The 19,578-nt window shown below is 44.4% G+C and carries 14 protein-coding genes and 1 tRNA gene; 9 read left to right on the top strand and 6 right to left on the bottom strand.

Annotated elements, in window-relative coordinates; translation table 11 throughout:
• Positions 1–49 precede the first annotated feature (49 nt).
• On the bottom strand, positions 50–919 hold the full coding sequence (locus tag HQN79_RS08730; protein ID WP_173285664.1) for a tetratricopeptide repeat protein: 870 nt from the start codon (positions 917–919) through the stop codon (positions 50–52).
• Positions 920–950: 31 nt separating this feature from the next.
• A complete protein-coding gene (gene mutS, locus HQN79_RS08725) occupies positions 951–3,548 on the bottom strand; it encodes a DNA mismatch repair protein MutS (RefSeq protein WP_173285662.1) in 2,598 nt (865 codons plus the stop codon).
• Between the two features lie 191 nt (positions 3,549–3,739).
• On the opposite strand from mutS, the gene HQN79_RS08720 reads away from it, so the two are divergent.
• The 8 genes from HQN79_RS08720 to HQN79_RS08685 all read left to right on the top strand — a co-directional run bounded on the left by HQN79_RS08720 (position 3,740) and on the right by HQN79_RS08685 (position 11,982).
• Entirely contained in the window at positions 3,740–4,219 is a 480-nt protein-coding gene (locus tag HQN79_RS08720) for a CinA family protein (protein ID WP_173285660.1), read from the top strand.
• A gap of 368 nt (positions 4,220–4,587) precedes the next feature.
• Positions 4,588–5,646, top strand: coding sequence for a recombinase RecA (gene recA / locus HQN79_RS08715; RefSeq protein WP_173285658.1), 1,059 nt, complete (start codon positions 4,588–4,590; stop codon positions 5,644–5,646).
• A 22-nt stretch (positions 5,647–5,668) separates the two neighbouring features.
• On the top strand, positions 5,669–6,307 hold the full coding sequence (locus HQN79_RS08710) for a regulatory protein RecX (protein WP_173285656.1): 639 nt from the start codon (positions 5,669–5,671) through the stop codon (positions 6,305–6,307).
• A 112-nt stretch (positions 6,308–6,419) separates the two neighbouring features.
• On the top strand, positions 6,420–9,011 hold the full coding sequence (gene alaS / locus HQN79_RS08705) for an alanine--tRNA ligase (protein ID WP_173285654.1): 2,592 nt from the start codon (positions 6,420–6,422) through the stop codon (positions 9,009–9,011).
• Positions 9,012–9,296: 285 nt separating this feature from the next.
• Positions 9,297–9,563, top strand: coding sequence for a carbon storage regulator CsrA (gene csrA / locus HQN79_RS12050; protein ID WP_173285652.1), 267 nt, complete (start codon positions 9,297–9,299; stop codon positions 9,561–9,563).
• Between the two features lie 132 nt (positions 9,564–9,695).
• Positions 9,696–9,788: transfer RNA gene (locus HQN79_RS08695), tRNA-Ser, on the top strand.
• A gap of 188 nt (positions 9,789–9,976) precedes the next feature.
• Positions 9,977–11,164: a tyrosine-type recombinase/integrase gene (locus HQN79_RS08690; protein WP_173285650.1), complete on the top strand. Its 1,188-nt coding sequence runs from the start codon at positions 9,977–9,979 to the stop codon at positions 11,162–11,164.
• Positions 11,165–11,226: 62 nt separating this feature from the next.
• The gene (locus HQN79_RS08685) at positions 11,227–11,982 is read left to right on the top strand and encodes a hypothetical protein (RefSeq protein WP_173285648.1); all 756 of its coding nucleotides are present in this window, start codon (positions 11,227–11,229) and stop codon (positions 11,980–11,982) included.
• Here the strand turns inward: HQN79_RS08685 and HQN79_RS08680 are convergent.
• Together HQN79_RS08680 and HQN79_RS08675 are read right to left on the bottom strand one after the other, a co-directional pair.
• Positions 11,906–14,965, bottom strand: a complete 3,060-nt coding sequence (locus HQN79_RS08680) for a glycosyltransferase family 2 protein (protein ID WP_173285647.1) — start codon at positions 14,963–14,965, stop codon at positions 11,906–11,908. The genes HQN79_RS08685 and HQN79_RS08680 overlap by 77 nt on opposite strands.
• The gene (locus HQN79_RS08675; protein WP_238843343.1) at positions 14,958–15,737 is read right to left on the bottom strand and encodes a glycosyltransferase family 2 protein; all 780 of its coding nucleotides are present in this window, start codon (positions 15,735–15,737) and stop codon (positions 14,958–14,960) included. The genes HQN79_RS08680 and HQN79_RS08675 overlap by 8 nt, the downstream gene beginning before the upstream one ends.
• A gap of 404 nt (positions 15,738–16,141) precedes the next feature.
• Here HQN79_RS08675 and HQN79_RS08670 point away from each other — a divergent pair, with 404 nt between their 5' ends.
• Positions 16,142–17,755 carry a DUF726 domain-containing protein gene (locus tag HQN79_RS08670; protein WP_173285643.1) on the top strand — a complete coding sequence of 538 codons (1,614 nt, stop codon included), beginning with the start codon at positions 16,142–16,144 and terminating at the stop codon, positions 17,753–17,755.
• A 245-nt stretch (positions 17,756–18,000) separates the two neighbouring features.
• On the opposite strand, the gene HQN79_RS08665 is transcribed toward HQN79_RS08670, so the two are convergent.
• The gene (locus HQN79_RS08665) at positions 18,001–18,285 is read right to left on the bottom strand and encodes a helix-turn-helix transcriptional regulator (protein ID WP_202984491.1); all 285 of its coding nucleotides are present in this window, start codon (positions 18,283–18,285) and stop codon (positions 18,001–18,003) included.
• A gap of 453 nt (positions 18,286–18,738) precedes the next feature.
• Positions 18,739–19,578, bottom strand: coding sequence for a DUF932 domain-containing protein (locus HQN79_RS08660; protein ID WP_173285641.1), 840 nt, complete (start codon positions 19,576–19,578; stop codon positions 18,739–18,741).

Raw genomic sequence — 19,578 nt, 5'->3', positions numbered from 1 at the left:
TTATTGCTTGTGTCCTGGTCGCATTCGCGTTCCCGGGAAGTTAACTCGGTTAACTGAGTATGTTTTGCATTTGGCGGCGGTAGGTTTTCACCAGTTCCGGTTTAAAAGGTGCGAGCATATTGAATGCTTGCACAAGAGCTTCCTGAGCCTGTTTGTCGATTCCGGCAGCGCTTTCAATCTGCAAGCGTTTTAAAAGTGCCTGTAATCCTTGTTCGATACGACCGTTCAGCATCAGAATACAGGCTATGGCGTACAGTGCTTGCGGGTCATCCGGGTTTTCTGCCAGAGTGTTTTGTACCGTGTTAATGTCCGGCCCTTGATTGGCTTTGTCGGCAAAATAGAAAATCCCGCCGAAATATTTTCCGCGCGGCGAGTGCTGTATCGATTCCGGAAGTTGTTGAAAAAGCGTTTCCGCAGCTTGGTTTTTTCCCTGTTTGAGAAAAATGTCCAGCAGGTCAAGGTGCAGCTCTGGATGATTGTTGTTCAACTCAATCGCTTCAAGCATCAGTCGCTCGGCCTGGACAAAATCGCCATGGCGGATGGCGTTTATCGCCTGTTCCCGTTTTGCTTCGCTCGGATCCTGTGGCACAACTTCGTGTAAAAGCGCTTCGCAGGCAGCTTTATCGGACCACTGATTTTGCTCGGCAATAAAAGCTTCGTCTTTGACCATTTTACACAGAGGTAACTGTTCAAATCCCAGTTTTTTTGCCAGCTCGTTCTCTTGGTCGACATTGAGTTTGGCGAGGATGATTTTCCCGGCAAACTGCTGCGCCAGGGCTTCCCAAGCCTCTTTCATCTGTAGACTGTCAGTGTTTTTATCACTCCAGAAAACCAAGGCAACCGGATGGCGTTTGGAGGCAAAGGCGACCAGCTCCGAGAAGTTTTCCTGGTTGATGTCCGCGATCATCGCTTGTGTCATGGTCAATTTCTCTTGTCTCTGTTTTCGGGGGTTACAAACCTTTGAGTTGCGTCTTCAATTGATACAGGTAATCCAGCGCTTCTCTAGGCGTCATGTTATCCAATTCGAGTTGTTGTAGTTCTTGATCAAACTTTTCCATCGCCTCACACTTTGGATCCGGCATGCTGCTGAACATATCAAACTGTTGAATTTTGTCATCGGCGGCGGTTTTATGGACTGAATTGGCTACACTCTGATTCTCCAGGTCGTGCAGATGTTCTTTGGCTCTTTGAATGACATCGTTCGGCACTCCGGCCAGAGCGGCAACCTGAAGACCGTAGCTTTGTGATGCTGGGCCTTCCTGAACCTGATGCAGAAAGACGATTTTATCCTGGTGTTCAATGGCGTCGAGATGGATGTTGACGGTGTTGCCGTACTCATTCGCCAGAGCGGTCAATTCAAAATAGTGAGTCGCAAACAGGCACATGCCCTTAATCTGTTTAGCCATCTGCTCGGCGATCGCCCAAGCCAGAGCCAGACCATCAAAAGTCGATGTGCCTCGGCCGACCTCATCCATCAGTATCAATGAATTCTCGCTGGCGTGATGCAGAATATTAGCCGTTTCAGTCATTTCGACCATAAAGGTCGAACGGCCTGAAGTCAGGTCGTCGGAGGCGCCGATACGCGTGAAAATGCGGTCAACCGGACCAATCGTCGCCGAACGTGCTGGGACGAAACTGCCAATATAGGCCATTAATACGATCAGCGCCGTTTGTCGCATAAAGGTCGATTTACCGCCCATATTGGGTCCGGTAATAATCTGTAAGCGGCGCTTTCCGTTGAATGTGCAGTCATTGGCAATAAACGGATCGCTGCATAGGGCTTCAACGGTCAGGTGGCGTCCCTGTTCGATCTCGATCCCGGGTTTTGTACTCAGGTGCGGACGCGATAAGCCGAGATGAACCGCCTGATGGGCGAGATTGATTAAAAGATCCAGTTCCGCCAATCCTTGAGCGCAGTGCTGCAGAGGGTGTAAGTCTTCGTTCAAACCGTCGATCAGCTGCTGGTAGAGCCATTTTTCGCGCGCCAGAGCCTTTTCGTTTGCACTGAGGATTTTGTCCTCAAAGGTTTTCAGTTCCGGTGTGATGTAACGTTCCTGCGCTTTGAGCGTCTGGCGTCGTACATATTCCGGCGGAACCTGTTCGCTTTGCAGTTTACTGACTTCGATGTAGTAGCCGTGAACCCGGTTGTAGCCTACTTTGAGGGTGCTGATACCGGTACGCTCTTTTTCGCGTTCTTCCAATTGCAGCAGATATTGTCCGGCATTTTCTTTCAGGTTGCGCAGTTCGTCCAGCTCATCATCGAAACCGTCGGCAATTACGCCGCCATCGCGGATCAGTACCGGCGGGTTGTCGATAATTGCCCGGTCAAGTCGGTCGGCGATCTCCGGGAAGGTCTGAATTTTTTCCGCCAGCTGTTGCAGGCGTTTGGCACGGTATTGCGCCAGATAATCCTGCAGCGCAGGCAGGGCGTTGACGCTGCGTCCGAGTTGCAGAAGGTCGCGCGGACGCGCCGAGCCTAAAGCAATGCGTCCGAGAATACGTTCCAGATCGCCGATCTGTTTGAGTTCCTGTTGGAAGGTATCGATCTGCGCTAGATTAACCAGCTCTTCAATCGCATCCTGGCGGGCAATCAGAACCTTGTGATCGCTCAGGGGCTGGTTAAGCCAGCGTTTAAGCAAACGACTGCCCATTGCCGTTACCGTATTGTCCAGCAGTGAAGCTAACGTATTGGCATGGCCTCCGTTGAGATTGGTATCGATTTCCAGATTGCGGCGACTGATGGCATCCAATACCAGTGAGTCGCTGATCTGATAGGTCTGCAGACTGTGAATGTGGCTGATGTCGTTTTGCAGCATGGCTTGCGCGTAATGCAGTATCGCGCTGCTCGCGGCAATCGAGGCTGGCGCTCTTTCGCAACCGAAAGCGACCAGATCCTGAGTACCGAAGTGGCGGCACAGATTTTGCCGTCCGCTTTGCTCGTCGAAGTGCCAGGCGGGATAGAATTGTAATGGACTGTTTGCCGGCAGTTTGTCCTGCATGCTCTGTGCGAAATCGGTTCCTTGCGGCAAGATGATTTCCGCCGGTTTTAAGCGCTCCAGTTCGGCAAACAGTTGCTCTTCGTTTTCGATCTGTGTGGTTTCAAAGCGTCCGCTGGCGACATCCAGATAGCTCAGGCCAAGGTGTTTTCCGCTTTCGCACAGCGCACACAGCAGATTCTCGCTTTTTTCTTCCAGCAGGGCGTCTTCGACCAGCGTTCCCGGCGTGATGATGCGTACGACCTTGCGTTCCACCGGGCCTTTGGAATTGTTCGGGTCTCCGACCTGTTCGCAGATCGCCACCGACTTGCCGAGTTTCACCAGCTTGGCCAGATAGCCCTCGGCGGAATGGTGTGGAATCCCGGCCATCGGGATCGGCGCGCCGGCGGATTTACCGCGTGCAGTCAGCGTGATATCGAGCAGCTTGGATGCTTCTTGCGCATCCTCATAAAACAATTCGTAAAAGTCACCCATGCGATAAAAAAGCAGATGTTCGGGATGCTCCGCTTTAATTGCCAAGTATTGTTGCATCATCGGCGTGTGGTTACTCATAGGCTTTTGAATTGTCCTTATTTTCTTTTTTTGCGCAGGAGGTTTTGCAAGGTATTGAAAAAGGGGTATGCTAGGCGATAATTTTTCCAATGGCAACAATGATCAACGCAAGCGCAGCAATTTCCGGATGGCCGGATAGAATTGCAGAAAGTGAATGCAGTCGGCTGTCGTGAATAAATTTGGAGTGAAGGATGGATTTTACCGATCAAATGTCTGCTCTGGGGCAGAAACTGGTGGAAAAAAATGAAACTGTGGTCACCGCCGAGTCCTGTACCGGCGGGATGATTGCCGAAGCACTCACGTCAATCGGCGGAAGTACCGCCTGGTTCGACCGCGCTTATATCACTTACAGTTACGAATCCAAACGTGAAATGCTTGGTGTTAAAGAGCTGACCATACAGAAGCAGGGGGCGGTCAGCCAGGCTTGCGTCGAAGAGATGGTACTTGGCGCTTTGCAGCAATCGCACGCAACCGTTGCCGTTGCCTGTAGCGGTATTGCAGGTCCCGGCGGCGGTTCACCACAGAAGCCGGTTGGCACCGTTTGGCTGGCATGGGCCAAACAGGGACATGATAAAGTCGAAAGCCAGTGTTTTGTCTTTGACGGAGATCGTCAGGCGGTGCGTGAACAAGCAACCCGTGCAGCTTTGCAGGGGATTTCCGACCTGATTTAAATCGCCAGAATTTAGTGGCTGCGGTAAGCGTTTGTCGAACTGTTCGGCAGGCGCTTTTTTATTGTCTGGTGAAAAGAGGGGGTTCTTATACCGTCTAAGGATAGAAAAACCTCCTCCCCAGTGTTTAATTTTTGTATCAGTAATCAAGTTTGTGGTTTACTATTGTCATTTCCGGGCAAGAGTTCAGCAAATGATGAATTCTTATTGACACCTTCTCTAGGATTTACGGTGTGATTATGGGATAATTTCAGGCCAATTTTTCGGGAGTCGTGTTCTCGTAAAGAATTGGCGAATCTCTTGCGCGATTGCTTGCAAACTCAAAGCCGCATCAACGTGGCTTTACGACAATAAATGAGGATTCAAAACCCATGGATGACAATAAAAAGAAAGCTCTGAGTGCCGCCCTAGGCCAGATTGAGAAACAGTTTGGTAAAGGCTCGATAATGCGTATGGGCGATAACTCTGCGCCACGCGATATCGAAGCGGTTTCGACCGGCTCTCTAGGCTTGGATATTGCACTTGGTATCGGCGGTCTGCCTCGCGGACGAATTGTTGAAATCTATGGTCCGGAATCCTCCGGTAAAACGACCTTGACGTTGCATGCGATTGCGGAGATGCAGAAAACCGGTGGTACGGCGGCCTTTATTGATGCCGAGCACGCTTTGGACCCGATCTACGCCGAAAAACTTGGCGTGGATATTGATAACCTGCTGGTGTCTCAGCCGGATACCGGTGAACAGGCGTTGGAAATTGCCGATGCACTGGTACGTTCGGGCGCGGTCGATATTGTGGTTATCGACTCGGTAGCGGCTTTGACACCGAAAGCGGAAATTGAAGGCGATATGGGAGATTCGCATGTCGGTCTTCAGGCTCGTCTGATGTCTCAGGCTCTGCGTAAACTGACCGCGAACATTAAGCGCACCAACACTCTGGTGATTTTTATCAACCAGATTCGTATGAAAATCGGTGTCATGTTCGGAAGTCCGGAAACCACTACCGGTGGTAATGCATTGAAATTCTATTCGTCGGTTCGTTTGGATATCCGTCGTATCGGTGCAATCAAGAAAGGCGATGAGGTCTTGGGGAACGAGACGCGCGTCAAGGTCGTGAAAAACAAAGTTTCGCCTCCGTTCAAACAGGTTGAATTCGATATTCTTTACGGTCAGGGGATCTCTCGTGAAGGCGAGATTCTGGATTTCGGTGTCAAAGAGAAGCTGATTGAAAAATCTGGCTCCTGGTACAGTTATAATGGTGCCAAAATCGGCCAAGGGAAAGACAATGCCCGCCAGTTTCTGATTGATAACCGTGACGTGGCAGGTGATTTGATGTCGCAGATCAAAACCAATCTGATGCCGACTAAAAAAGCGCCGGCGGAAGACAGTGTCGAGATTGAAGAGGCACCAGAGTCACTTTTTGACGGCAGCTAGAGAAAAATAGCGGATTCCGATTTTGAAAAAAGCAGAAGACTTTCTGGCGCAACTTGGCGTTGATACGGAAAGGCTGGATGCAACCGAAAAATCCTCATCGCAAAAGGACTCGATTCTCGAGGCCAGCTGGGATGAGGATTTTTTGCAGCCGTTCGACGGAAAACAGGCGCAGACGGCCCAGTTGCAACAGGATCTTCAGAACCGCGCTTTAAGACTGTTAAGTCAGCGCGAACACGGTGATCTTGAGCTAGTTTCCAAGTTGCGCAAAAAAATGGCTGCCAATGTTGAGCAGTTGCAGAAATATGCGGTCAGTGAAGAAGAGTTTCATGAGCAGCTGCAGGCGTGCCTGCTTTGTTGTCAGGAGAATAACTGGCAAAGTGACGAACGTTATCTGGAGCAGTTGGTGAATAGCCTGTTGACCAAGGGGAACGGGCCGATGAAAATTCGCCAGAAAGCGCGCATGAACAGTTCACGCAGCGATCTTCTGGATGCTTTTCTCGATCTGGATTCCAGTGACTGGCTGGCATTGATGAAAGACGTTCTGGAAAAGAAATACGGCGACAGTGAAGGGCGTCTGGCACCTAAAGAGCAGGCGAAACGGATGCGTTTTCTGCAGAACCGCGGTTTCAGTCCAGATTTGATTTGGCGGGTGTTTCGCTAACTTTGATGCCTCCTGTATAGAGTGCAGAGCGTATTTAATGGAATTACATTCTTCTTGATGGGCTATCCGTCAGGAAAATAAATTTTTACTATTTTTTAAGGTTTAACGACTTATGACCAGTGCAGAACTCAGAAAAGCTTTTATCGACTTTTTTGTGAAAAACCAGCATACCTCAGTGCACTCAAGCCCTGTGGTGCCGATGAACGATCCGACACTGCTTTTCACCAATGCAGGGATGGTACAGTTTAAAGATACTTTTCTTGGGCAGGAGCAGCGTGACTATACGCGAGCGACTTCGGTCCAGCGCTGTATTCGTGCAGGTGGTAAGCATAACGACTTGGAAAACGTCGGTTATACCGCTCGTCACCACACTTTCTTCGAGATGCTGGGTAACTTCAGCTTTGGTGATTATTTCAAACGCGAAGCGATTCAGTTTGCCTGGAAATTCCTGACTGAGGAACTGAAACTTCCGGAAGAGAAACTGTGGGTGACGGTTTTTGAAGAAGATCAGGAAGCCGAAGACATCTGGCTGAAAGAAATGGGTGTTTCGGCGGAGCGTTTTTCCCGCTGCGGTGCCAAAGACAACTTCTGGTCAATGGGTGACACAGGCCCTTGCGGACCTTGTTCGGAAATTTTCTATGATCACGGTGCAGACGTTGCCGGCGGGCCTCCGGGATCACCGGATGAAGACGGCGATCGCTATATCGAAATCTGGAACCTGGTATTCATGCAGTTCGACCGTTCCGCGGACGGCACCCTGACGCCATTGCCGAAACCCTCGGTTGATACCGGTATGGGGCTTGAACGTCTGGCGGCGGTTATGCAAGGCGTACACAACAACTACGACATCGATCTGTTCCAGGCGTTGGTGAAAAAAGCCTCTGAACTGACCGGTGAAAAAGATCTGAGCAACAGTTCTCTGCGCGTTATTTCCGATCACATCCGTTCTTGCGCCTTTACCATTACCGACGGTGTTTTGCCGTCGAATGAAGGTCGTGGTTATGTCTTGCGTCGTATTATCCGTCGTGCGATCCGTCACGGCTACAAGCTGGGTCAGAGCCAACCGTTTTTCCATCAGTTGGTTCAGACTTTGGTCGAACAGATGGGTGAAGCCTATCCTGAACTGGCGAAAGAACAGGGCAATGTCGAACGCGTTCTGAAAATGGAAGAAGAGCGTTTTGCCGAGACTCTGGAAAACGGTATGAAACTGCTGGAAGACTATATTGCAGAGATGGACGGTACCGTCATCGATGGCGACATGGCCTTTAAGCTTTACGATACGTACGGTTTCCCGATTGATTTGACGGCAGACGTGGCGCGTGAACGGAATCTGACCGTAGACGAAGCCGGCTTCGGCGAAGCAATGGAAGCACAGCGCGAACGCGCGCGTTCGGCATCGAACTTCGGTGCGGCAGGTAATGCGCGTATTGAATTTGACGGCAGCACACAATTTATCGGTTATCAGCAGGATGAAGCGGATGCCAGCATTATTGCGATTTTTGTCGATGGCCAATCAGTGCAGTCGATCAATGAAGGTCAGGACGCGGTCGTACTTTTGGATCAGACACCATTCTATGCCGAATCCGGTGGTCAGACCGGTGATTGCGGTAGTTTGACCGAAGGGATGCACAGCTTCCATGTCGACGATACGCAAAAGCAGGGTTCTTTATTCCTGCATTACGGTAAGGCGACTGCGGGTACAGTAGCGGTCGGGCAGAAAGTCCATGCCAAGATTGATATCACCAAGCGTCGCGACTGCGAACGTAATCACTCTGCGACGCACTTGTTGCACTCGGCTTTGAGAACAGTTTTGGGCTCACATGTAAATCAGAAGGGCTCTCTGGTTCGATATGACCGACTGCGTTTTGACTTTGCTCACTTTGAGCCGATTACTTCGGAGCAGTTGCGTGAAGTTGAGCGTCTGGTCAATCAGGAAATCATGAATAATACCCCGGTTACCATTTCTGAAATGGCGATCGAAGATGCCAAAGCACGCGGCGCGATGGCGCTGTTCGGCGAGAAATACGGTGATGTTGTTCGTGTTGTCGATATGGGGGATTTCTCAGTCGAGTTGTGTGGTGGTACGCACGTCAATTCGGTTGGCGATATCGGTCCTTTCCGCATCCTTTCTGAAAGCGGTATCGCTTCCGGTGTTCGTCGTATCGAAGCAATTACCGGTGAGGCGGCCTGGAAAGTCATTTATGAAGAAGAAGACGCTCTGCTGAACATTGCGGACGTGGTGAAAAGCGATAAGGCTCAGGTTGAAAATAAAGTCAATCAGCTGATGGCGGACTATAAATCGCTTGAGAAAGAATTGAAAGCTCTGCAAGCTAAACTTGCGTCTTCGCAAGGAGATGATCTGGCTAATGCAGCGATCAAAGTCGGTGACGTTAATGTTCTGGCGGCCAAGATGGAAGGTGCGGATCGCAATATGCTGCGTGAAACCGCTGATAAGCTGAAAGACAAGCTTGAGCCTGCGGTATTGGTTCTGGCGGCGGTTGACGGCGATAATATCGCTCTGGTTGCCGGTGTCAGTAAAGCGGTAACCGGTACTTATAAAGCCGGTGAGTTGGTCAACCATGTTGCCCAGCAGGTCGGTGGAAAAGGTGGCGGTCGCCCGGACATGGCGCAAGCCGGTGGTAACGATCCAAGCAAGCTTGAAGAGGCTTTGGCCTCTGTTAAAGCATGGGTTGAAGCCAAGTAAGTACGCTACTTGATCCTGTTAGTAAATAAGCCCGCTAAGGACATTTCTTAGCGGGTTTTTTATTTTCAGTCGCTCCTTTTCGAGTTGTCGAATCGACCTGATAATCGCGGATTTGGGAGCTCTTTCCTGGTCAAAAATTCGCTTGAAGTAATTTAACTTACTGAATATAAGAGAATTATCTTCAGTCAATTATCGGTAATTCTCTTCGGGCATTTCCAGCCGCCGCGTTTTTTTCTCAACGGCAAAACCTTATACTTGAGTTTATGTTCTAGTGGAGGGGGCAATATGCTGGTCTTAACAAGACGGGAAGGAGAGGCGCTGGTTATTGACGGCAATATCAAAGTCACCGTTCTTTCTGTAAAAGGAAGTCAGGTCAGAGTCGGTATTGAAGCGCCACAGAACATCCCCATTCACCGGGAAGAGTTGTTGGACAGCAATGCGAAAGTAAATGCTGAAAGCACTCGTACAGACAAGAAGCAGGATGCTAATGAGGATGATCTTCAGTCCTCTGATGTAACGGATAAGGCACTACAAGGTGACGCGAATTCATAACATTTCCCACCGATTTTCTCTTGCTCTGTTGTGAATTTAAGATTCACTATTTTCCCTCGAAAGTTTCTGAAAAATTTCTCTCAAATAGTTTACAAGACCATTGATAACTTGTATCATACGCCCACAATTTTAGGAGACGTGGCCGAGAGGCTGAAGGCGCTCCCCTGCTAAGGGAGTATAGGGTTTGTAGCTCTATCGAGGGTTCGAATCCCTCCGTCTCCGCCATATTGATAAATCAACCGCGCTTGTCGCGGTTTTTTTATGTCTGAAACTCCCGTTTTTAAAGGGTTTTGACGTGTTCTTACGTTAAGAGCTCTTCCCATTTTGAATCATTCCGTTTCTTTACATTCCTTTTTTTTGTGAGTATAAATGTGAGTACAAGCTAGGAATGGTAGAAAAAATGTGAGTACAGGGTGTTAAACAATACACAAATTAAAAATCTAAAGCCTCGAGAAAAGCTTTATCGAGAAACGGATTCTCATGGTTTAGTGTTAGAAGTAAAACCCAGTGGGGTTAAGGCTTGGCGCTATCGCTGTCGTATTAATGGCAAAGCAACCATGCTGTCTCTAGGTAACTTCCCGCAAGTTTCTCTGGCTGAAGCACGTCGTGCCCGGGATGATTTAAAGGCATTGATTAAGTCAGGAATAGATCCCCGTCAACAAGTTCAAGACGAGTTAACTTCAGAGTTAGAGTTTAAAACATTTTACGATATGTACTTAGAGTGGTATCGTCATAATGTTGAAAGTTGGAGTGAAGGTTATGCTAAAGATCTTGATGAACGTTGCCAGAATCATTTACTACCATTTTTAAAAGATAGAAACATTGCAGAGATTTCGGCAATGGATATGTTAGACGTCTTTAAGCGTATAGAAACAAAGGGAACCTTAAATATGCTTAAGAAGGTTCGTGGTTATGCGAGCCGTGTCTTTAGGTATTCAGTGGGAATGGGCATCTGTTCTTTTGATCCGACTAGGGATTTACCTCAAGATGTCTTCAAGAAAGAAACAGTAAAATCCTTCGCTCATATTACTTCTAAAGAAGAGTTAGCAGTCGTACTATCTAAAATTGAAAGTTACAACGGAGGTTTCTCTGTATCAAGTGCCTTGAAGATCGCTCCCCATGTGTTCTTACGTCCAAGTGAGTTAGTCTCAATCAAATGGGAGAATGTTGATTTTGATGGGAAGATTGTCCGAATTGAAAGCCACAAAATGAAAATGAAGAGAGAACACCTTGTTCCAATGAGTAATTTTGTTGAAGGGATCTTGCGTGAGGCCCTAGAGGTGAAAACGGATAGTCAGTTTGTGTTTCCTAGTCCAAGGTCGAAAACTAGGCCTATAACTCCTGATAGTTTACGGGTGGCTTTGAGAACGGTTGATATCGGCCCTGATGTATTAACAACGCATGGGTTCAGGCATACGGCCAGTACGATGCTTAATGAAATGGGGTGGCCTGCTGACGCAATTGAAAAGCAGCTTTCTCATGAAGAGAAAAATAAGATTCGTGGAATTTATAATAAAGCTGAGTATTTAGATGTTCGCAAGAAGATGATGGAAGAATGGTCAATATATTTAAGAGGCTGTTTCAATAAGTCTGGTTTATAGTTAATAATTTCTGATATCAATCCTTTTATAAAAAGGAATTAGTTTTACGAGCTGGGGTAGGGATGTGGCATATTGTTGGGAATGGTCAAGGCAAATTAGCCCTGAATGAACATGATAAGGTTATTCGATTTAATCAGCCTTTAACTTGCCATGTAAAAACGCAATTAACCATCACCAATAGTAAATTATCAGGAGTTGAGCAAAATTTCCTTATTTGCGGAAAAACACCTGGTACAGACTTTTCTAAGAAGCTTGAATTTAATAGTTTAGAGTTAGAAAGACAACTCGGAAACAAGCCGTCATTGGGCTTCCTGACAATAATGACAATGCTTGAATACGGTGAACCTATACGAGTAAGTCGTATGGATTTACTGCCTTCCTTGATTAGGCCGTCAGATTATCCTCATAGAAAAGCCTTACCTGCTGCTTATCATAATTGGTTAGGGGAAAGACGATTTGCTTTTTCTAGGTTAGAGCAATTAGACTGGCCTGAGTTTTGGTTGAAAGTGGATAGTGGTGGGAAGTCTGAGTTTTTCCCTAGTTTTTCTGAATTACTGGAATTGCCAACGCGATCTAGAAAAGAAGGGCGACATTTGTGGCATGAGTTCTCAAATATAAGCAATCAAAAGTGGCTGAAACAGGCAGATTATGAAAAGTTGAAGTCTATAGAACCACTTTTTTATCTTTCTAGAAATGAGAAAAATACCTCAAATTGGTGGATGTATGACAATCAGCTTTCAATCAGCGTTTCTCGTCTTCAAAGAATTCTGGCACTTGTACAACAGAGAATTTATCAGAATAAAAAAGAGAAGGCATAGATAAGAGTTCTTCAATTAATAAATTTTCCTGTTGTTTTTCTTCAGAGTCGCGATCTTTACGTGAATGCCAGTATGTATAACCGGTGTCAAGGAACGTAGGATTTTCTGCTATTTCTGCCATCGGTAGCATTGTTAAATAGTCAGTGACTGAGTCAAACCAGGTCGTTTTATCCTGACGTTTAAAATATTTTTCTGGTACTTGCTCAAATAGGTATTTGGTGAATACCCTTAGATGACTCCATACATTTGCACCTGCTTCCTCTCTTGGGCTCTTATAACTTGGACGATAAAGATTTATTGGTTTATTGGGGCGGTACATCGGCATCTGAATCAAATCAGAACCATTTTTTTGGGCATCAAGAAGAGAGTCAACGACAGTGTTTTGCATTAGACAGTCATCTTGGTCTAACACCGCTATTAACGTTTCAGGACGCTGACAGACCTCTTTGACTGCCATAAGAAAATTGGGCATTCTGCCTACAGGGACACTTCTCCTTATTAAAGTTGTTTTTATTTGTAACTCTCCTAATAAAAGTGGGTAACTCCAGTTGTGGGAAGGGCCGCTCGCGTCATCAAGAAGAATAATGCCAAAGTCTTGATTTTTTTGATTACGAAGGGAATTTAAACAGCGCTGGAGTAAAGCATGGTTTGTATGTCTTCCTTTTAGAAGAAATACCACAGGTTCATTTCTATGATCATATTTCCAGTTTGCTTCTGGAATCCAGTCAAATTGTTCGTATTGCTTATCAGGTTCACGACCTTGCGAAATCAAGTCTTTGGCGATACCCAGTTCTGGTAAACACTTATGTTCATTTTTGGGATGCACATAAAAGCTGCTAGGGTCTCCTCCTCTGAGAGCACGATAACCTTTTTCACGCATTGTGTTTTGTAGCGCTCGATGCCATGTTAACGATAGCTTATTACCTGATATTGGATTTTTGATTGGAAGAAGGCGATGAATCTTTCTTAAGTCGAGAAGGCCAAATCTAACTTCAGCGGCAAACTCTCCTGGCTCGCCACGATAAGGGTTAAAACAGGAACTTCTCTTAGATATATTGAATCCAACACTCAAAATATTTTCTGGTGAACAGGCTTCTAACATGTCGTCTAAATAACTGTGTTGCCAATTACGTCGACCAATCAGTATGTCCACATCACACTGTAATACATAGGGGGTCGTAATTTGATCAAACCCCCATATTTGAGGGAAAAGAGGAGCATTGTTTGAGGTGTGAGTTTCTGTACATTCTGAACAAGCAAACCATTTTTCGTAGGTTGTTTTAATGGATTCTAAGTCATTGGGAGAGACTAGAAATTCATCAATTATCTTTGTTTTTTTGAGTGTTTGAGCCTGTTCTATAACCGAGCTTAGATTTGATTCCGAATATTGGCGTAAAAATGCACCTTGATGTGAGTCTATAAGTAGAATAGTTTTAGAAAACGTAGTTGGATAGCAAAGCTGGGTGGTGATATGCTCTACCTGATCTGTTAGGACTTTCGCATCTTGTCCACAGCATTTAATTAGTAATGTTACTGTTCTATTTTGACATGTTGCTTTTGGTGTAGAGTCCTTAATGTAGCTTGTGCACTGCGGGTGCATTGAAGCTATGAGCTCAGAGTAGAACTGTTCAAAGCCTGGCAAAGCTTTTAATGCCTCATCTTGTCGGCGCCAAGTGTATCTACGAACCACTTCTTCATCTTTGTTTCCAAGAATACCTATGGAATATAGTCGAGCACACATGTCTCTATAATTTGATGTGCTCAAGGGTTGGATGTCTTTACCGATGTCGATGTATTGCAGTTCACCACTTGGCGTTATTTGTAGATTCTCTCTTTTGACATTAAGAGTACTTACACCAGCTTTATAGAGTTTTTTAAGATAAGTAAGAATTTTTTGTTTAGGTATTTTAGATTCTTTATATATGTCTCCCAAGTAATCAGTTTGATATTGCCATAATCCGTTATTTTTGAACCATCTGACTTTGGGGATAGGTAAGTTATTTTTCGAAATTAACTTTTTTAGATTATCCACTTCTGAGTCTGTAATTGCCCATGGGAAAAATTTCTTTATAACTTGGTTGTTATGAAGAAAAGCTATTCCTTCTAACCCTGCTCCTATTACATTTTGTTTTTTAGATAAAAAGTAACTCCACTTTTTAGCCATATAAGCCAGTCGAGATCTTTGTTCCAGCCACGAAGAAGTGGATTTGTTGATGTTTGTGTCTTTTCCCTCAAGTGAGTAAATTGAATAAATAGGGTAAGGACATACAGCAATTTTTGATTGATATGACATTAATAGTTTACAGACAAACCAGTGATCTTCAGCGCTTCTAATGTTGGGGTATCTCAGTCCTATATTGGTTTTTAGAAGTAAGTTGCATGAGGGAAGTTCGCGGTTTTGTTTTCCTGAAGCAAACCGTTCGATGAATTCTGCCAGCTCGATGTGATCACACAGTTCCTCTGGTTTAGCAATATTCTCTTCTGGTAGTATTTTTCCGTTTTGTCGAAGTTGATTACTTCCTATAGCCGCGACTTTATTTGTTTTGTGAACCGAACTCCACAACCCATGAAGACTGTCTTCTGAATGGAATTCATCATCAGCATCTAACCGGGCTACCCAACTTATATTAGTTTGGCTATCTGCCCAATCTAAAAGAAGGTTTCGGGCTCTTGCAGGTGAACCACATTCTGCTTTCAGTAGAGTGATCGATGGATGTTTAAGTAGTCCTTTTAGTTTTTCAGTCCAGTCATGCTCAGAATTATCGTCCATTACAACAATCCGAGCTAAGTGCTGATTTACTAGTGTCTGATTGGTTGCACTGATTAAAGCTCTAGCTAACTCTTCATATTGGTTTTTATGTGGTATGGCTATCAAAACCTGAGCCTTTTTGAATTCAGGAGCGGCATCGTGAATTAACTGCACATTTCGTCCACAAAGTATGTCGCTGTATCTGTTTGGTGCGTGAGTTTGATATTTATTCATTGGCTGAGGTTAGTAGTTCGAGTTCTTTAAGAATATCTTGTTTGGAAATTGAGAATAGTTGTTCTGATCTAGCAAAAAAAGATGACCGCTCTTTAGAAGACATTTTGTGGCCATGTAATTTTAAAAACTGAGCATACCCTTTTAGTTTTTGTTTAGAGCCGGGAGCAGAAAGAGCTTCTGGTGATTGATTGCACCTCCAATCAACGGTAGCTTCAGTAGTATAAGTGATTTTAACTGCTTCTGATTCTAAAACGCGAATAGCGAAATCTCTGTCATTTCCGCTTATCTGTCCATTTGTGAATCCACCAATTTTGATAGCGAGATTGGCTTTAATAAATGTATTAGATCCCTGCCATCCGGGGTTTCCAACGAGAAAATCATTAATAGAAATATTTAACGGGATATTAGCTTTAACCTTCTTTTTATTTGTGATGACATTGATTCCAGAGAGAACTACATCGGCAGTGCCATTAGCACTGTGAGAAATACAAGTTGATAAATGGTTTGTATGCCATTGATCATCATCATCAATAATTGCGATGTAGCTCTCTGGATATTTTTTAGATATGAAATCAATTCCTGTATTCCAGCTACCAGCAACACCTGCTTTATTTGAGTTTGTAATTGTATATAAAGGGATTTCCTTGCCAATAGTAGTGTTAAAGCATAAAACTTCGTCTTTATTTAAAGAACGGCGATCTGAAACGATTACTACTGCTGTAGGTTGAACTGTCTGATTGATTATGGAAGGAAGCGCATTCTCTTTGAGCATAGATACTCTTGGGGTTGTAGCGATGAGAACAATGATATTGTGCATAGGGAATTATTTTGTAATAAATTGATTTAAATTACGTTACTCTACTTATTAGAATACTATCCTAAATTTAACAAATTTAAAGGTCTAATTTTGAGGGTGTTTAATGGTTTGGAAACCTACCCATTTAAATTGAAATGTCATAAATTTGGCTGGATACAGCTCTGTACACCACAGTCTGATATCTTAATAAAGCCTTTACCTAAAAAATGTCCTAAGTGCGGAAATGAAAATTTGTAAAAGGAAGTTATTAATAACTTTATGTTGAAAGTTATAGCTCAATTATTGGGATGTAAGTATTAAATTTAGTATATGAATGGCACTAATATTTTAACCGTGGATTCACTTTAGAGAGGGATAAGGTGTTTAATAATTTAAAAAAATCTTTAGATAAAGGTCTTAAGAAGGCTTCAACTTTAGCAGATGATGTAAAAGAAGTCGCAAGCAGTGTAACAGATACCGTGAGTGATCTAGCATCAGATGTATCAAATAAGGTAGAGAAAACTGTTTCAGAATTATCAGATGAATATTTGGATTCGGGCCTAGATCAAATTGAAAGTTATTGTTCATGGTGTTTTGAAAAGACAACTTGCACTCTAAGTGAGAAGAATAGTTTATCTCGAAATATTTATGTGTGTGATAACTGCGGGAACAAAGTAACCAAATGCCGTGCTTGTGATAACAAAGCTAAATATGCGGATAATTCAGAAGATAGTGTAAGTGATGAAGTGGGAATTTGGTCTGGTAATTTTTGTGCAGTGCATGAAGGTTCTATAGCAAAATTTGAAACTTTAGCGTGGAAACTTGAAACCATTGGTGAATATAGAGAGATTGTTCAAAGATCAGACCGTAACTATAAAAAAATAGGTATGACGACCGCCATGACAGTTGGTGGCGTTGCAGCAATTGCACCAATGGCTTTAATGGCCGCACCTGCTATAGGGGGAGCTGTAGGTTCGAGTTTTCTGGGGCTTAGCGGTGCAGCAGCAACAAATGGAGGGCTTGCCGCTTTAGGTGGAGGCGCTCTCGCTGCTGGCGGTGCGGGTATGGCCGGTGGTGTTGCTGTTGTAACCGCAACGGGAGCTGCTTTAGGGGGGCGTTATGGAGCTGTAATTGCAAACAGTTATTATGGTGATATTGAAGGATTCGATATTGTCAGAATTAAGCATGGCAAGCAGCCAGTAGTAATTTGCATTGACGGCTTTCTTACTCAAGAAGATTTGAAGTCTCCAGATGCTTGGCTTGAAGGAATAAGAGAAAAATACCCTGAAAATGAGGTCTATCATGTTAAATGGGAGTCAAAGCGATTAAGAGATATTGCTGATTATAGCTTGGTCACTGGCGGTAAGTCTGGAATTGGAAGAGGCGCAAAAAGTCTTGCGATGTCTGCTTCAAAAAAAGCAGCGAAGAAAGTAGCGCCATTAGGAATGGCTTTCCAAGCTCTGGGGGTAGCGAATAACCCTTGGTCTGTGGCAAGCGTAAAGGCATATCAAACAGGAGCTTTGCTAGCGGATATCATTTCTAGGACAGACAAAGAATATATATTGATAGGTCACTCTTTGGGGTCTAGGGTTATTTATTCTTGTTTGTCAGCTCTTGCTACTAAAGATAAACAGTTTATTGATACAGTTCATTTATTGGCTGGAGCTGTAAATAATACGGTTGAAAAGGATGCAGGGAAAGCCAAGGGAGTAAATTGGTTTGGTATCGATAAGGCTGTTTCAGGAAATATTTATAATTACTATTCTTCGGGTGATCGTATACTTCAGACTCTATATAAAGTAGGGGAAGCGGTTAAATTCGAAGATGGTGAACCTATTGGTCGAGCAGGTATCGAAAAGTGTCATAAGCAAAAACTAACAAAAATAAAGAATATCAATGCAGAAAGCGCCCAAGAAAATCTTGGCCATACAGGTTATAAGCCAATTTTAAAAGAAATTTTCGCCCTTGATTTATCGAAAGAAGATTGTAAATAGTGACTAAATAAAAGTTTCGCTTTAACTCCTGCTGCTGGAGCAGTTTCTGTATTAGGGCTTAGTACAACAGTAGCAGCGATAGCAATAGCAATAGCAATAGCTGTTTAAGGAGGAGGGGGTGGGTCTTTGAAGAAGTTGAGAGACTATAAAGTAGTTAGTAAAGAGAATGGGAAAATTGCTTTAAAAAATGTGGCTTTGAATAGAGATGTTTGATTTAGTCTGGACGGGGTTATCCCGTCCATTTTTTATGCGGCAATTTTACGGTTATCAATTTGTGCTTTCATCCATGTATGAATTTCACTTTCCAGCCAACGCTTAGTGCTTTGGCCTAATACAACAGGTCTGGGAAATGTAGGGTCATATAGCTCTTCTTTAGAACTTAGTCTTCGATAAATGGCACTTTTCGATAAGCCGATTCGTTTCATGACTTGCTGTAGAGTGATGAAGTTTTCATGACTGATGTCATAGTTTTGTTCGATTGTTTCTTTATCTTCTGTTTCAACCATATTGTTTTTAACGTTGTCGTTCATTGCTGTAATCCTTCTTAAATTGGTTTGAATTGAACGAGCCTGTCTCGCTCTAAACCATATGGCTGCTGCGTAAAGAATTACTGTTGGCTACACACTTTGTTTGCTTGAGTAAGTGAGAGAAAAAACTTTTTTGTTCCTGCGATTGAATGGTCAAGAATGGGTAGTTCAATCAGTTTAAGGCGCTGTTTTACAACGTCTCGAAGAAGGGACGCTTAATCGATAGTGCCTTGGAAGAATGCCTCGTGGTTAAAAACTCGATGTTTTGGCCAGGGGGAAGCTGAATACATCATGTGTGCAAGATGTAGATGCATGGGAGAGGTGTGATGAAGTGAAGGTTGGAACCTTTGACGAAGCCGTTGTTTGGCAAGGTAATTTGTCATATCCATGATTGCTTCCCTGCTGATCGGCTCCGTTGTTTGGTTCTGAACAGTTTTAACAGCTATCTCAAGTGGACTAGGCAGCATAGATTTTTTTCATTGATTGCTTAGGATGATGGTGTTTAAGCTTTGAAAACTCTTCCGTCAACTGCCATAGTGCGCGATTCAGGCGTACTTCTTCGGAAACAGATTTAATAGCGCGAGTTCGAGTATTACGGCCATTATTTGATCTTCCTAAAACACCTCCTTTCATCATGTTCTCTTGCACTCGGTTAAAGGTCTTCCAAAGACTAGGTTCTTTATCTTCATTACGACGTGCTTGCAGTAGTGATTCAGGTGAAATCGGGCTTTGTGCTTGCCACTCCTCTCCATAGCGTAAAGACAATGCCGCTCTCGCAAACAAGTACGCTTCTTCACTGGAAATCAATGTCGATTGAAAGTCATCAACCGATTCTGAGATATGCGGAATCTCACCTGCCAGTTGCAGCGATCCTTCAATAATGTTGTCCACCACGTTTTTACCGTGACGGACTCGGATATTGCCTAAGTCACCAGCCGGTGTGACCATGCCGTTTGAACATGCCAATCTAAATAATCCTAAATCCAACTGATAAGCGGAGCTACGATCATGGGAGTTCGTCAGTACCAATTCCGGAATTGAATCGCCCACGGCCATTTGACGGTCTGGATCTTGGCGAAAGCGGATCATGTGTCGAGCAAGGTCTCGTTTGTCTGAGTTACGGACATTGGTTTGTTGGGCACGCACTGGATACCAACCTTCGTTTTGCAGAGATTCCACCACATCAATCGTTGGTACAAAACCGTAACGATCAGACACAGCTTTATCTGGTGATTCAGCAAAAATGGCAGGTGCGATTTTAAACAGTTGCTGAGTTGTTAAGATATTCATGGCCAT

The organism is Thiomicrorhabdus xiamenensis (assembly GCF_013282625.1).
GTDB lineage: Bacteria > Pseudomonadota > Gammaproteobacteria > Thiomicrospirales > Thiomicrospiraceae > Thiomicrorhabdus > Thiomicrorhabdus xiamenensis.
This window is presented reverse-complemented; position numbering and strand designations above follow the sequence as displayed.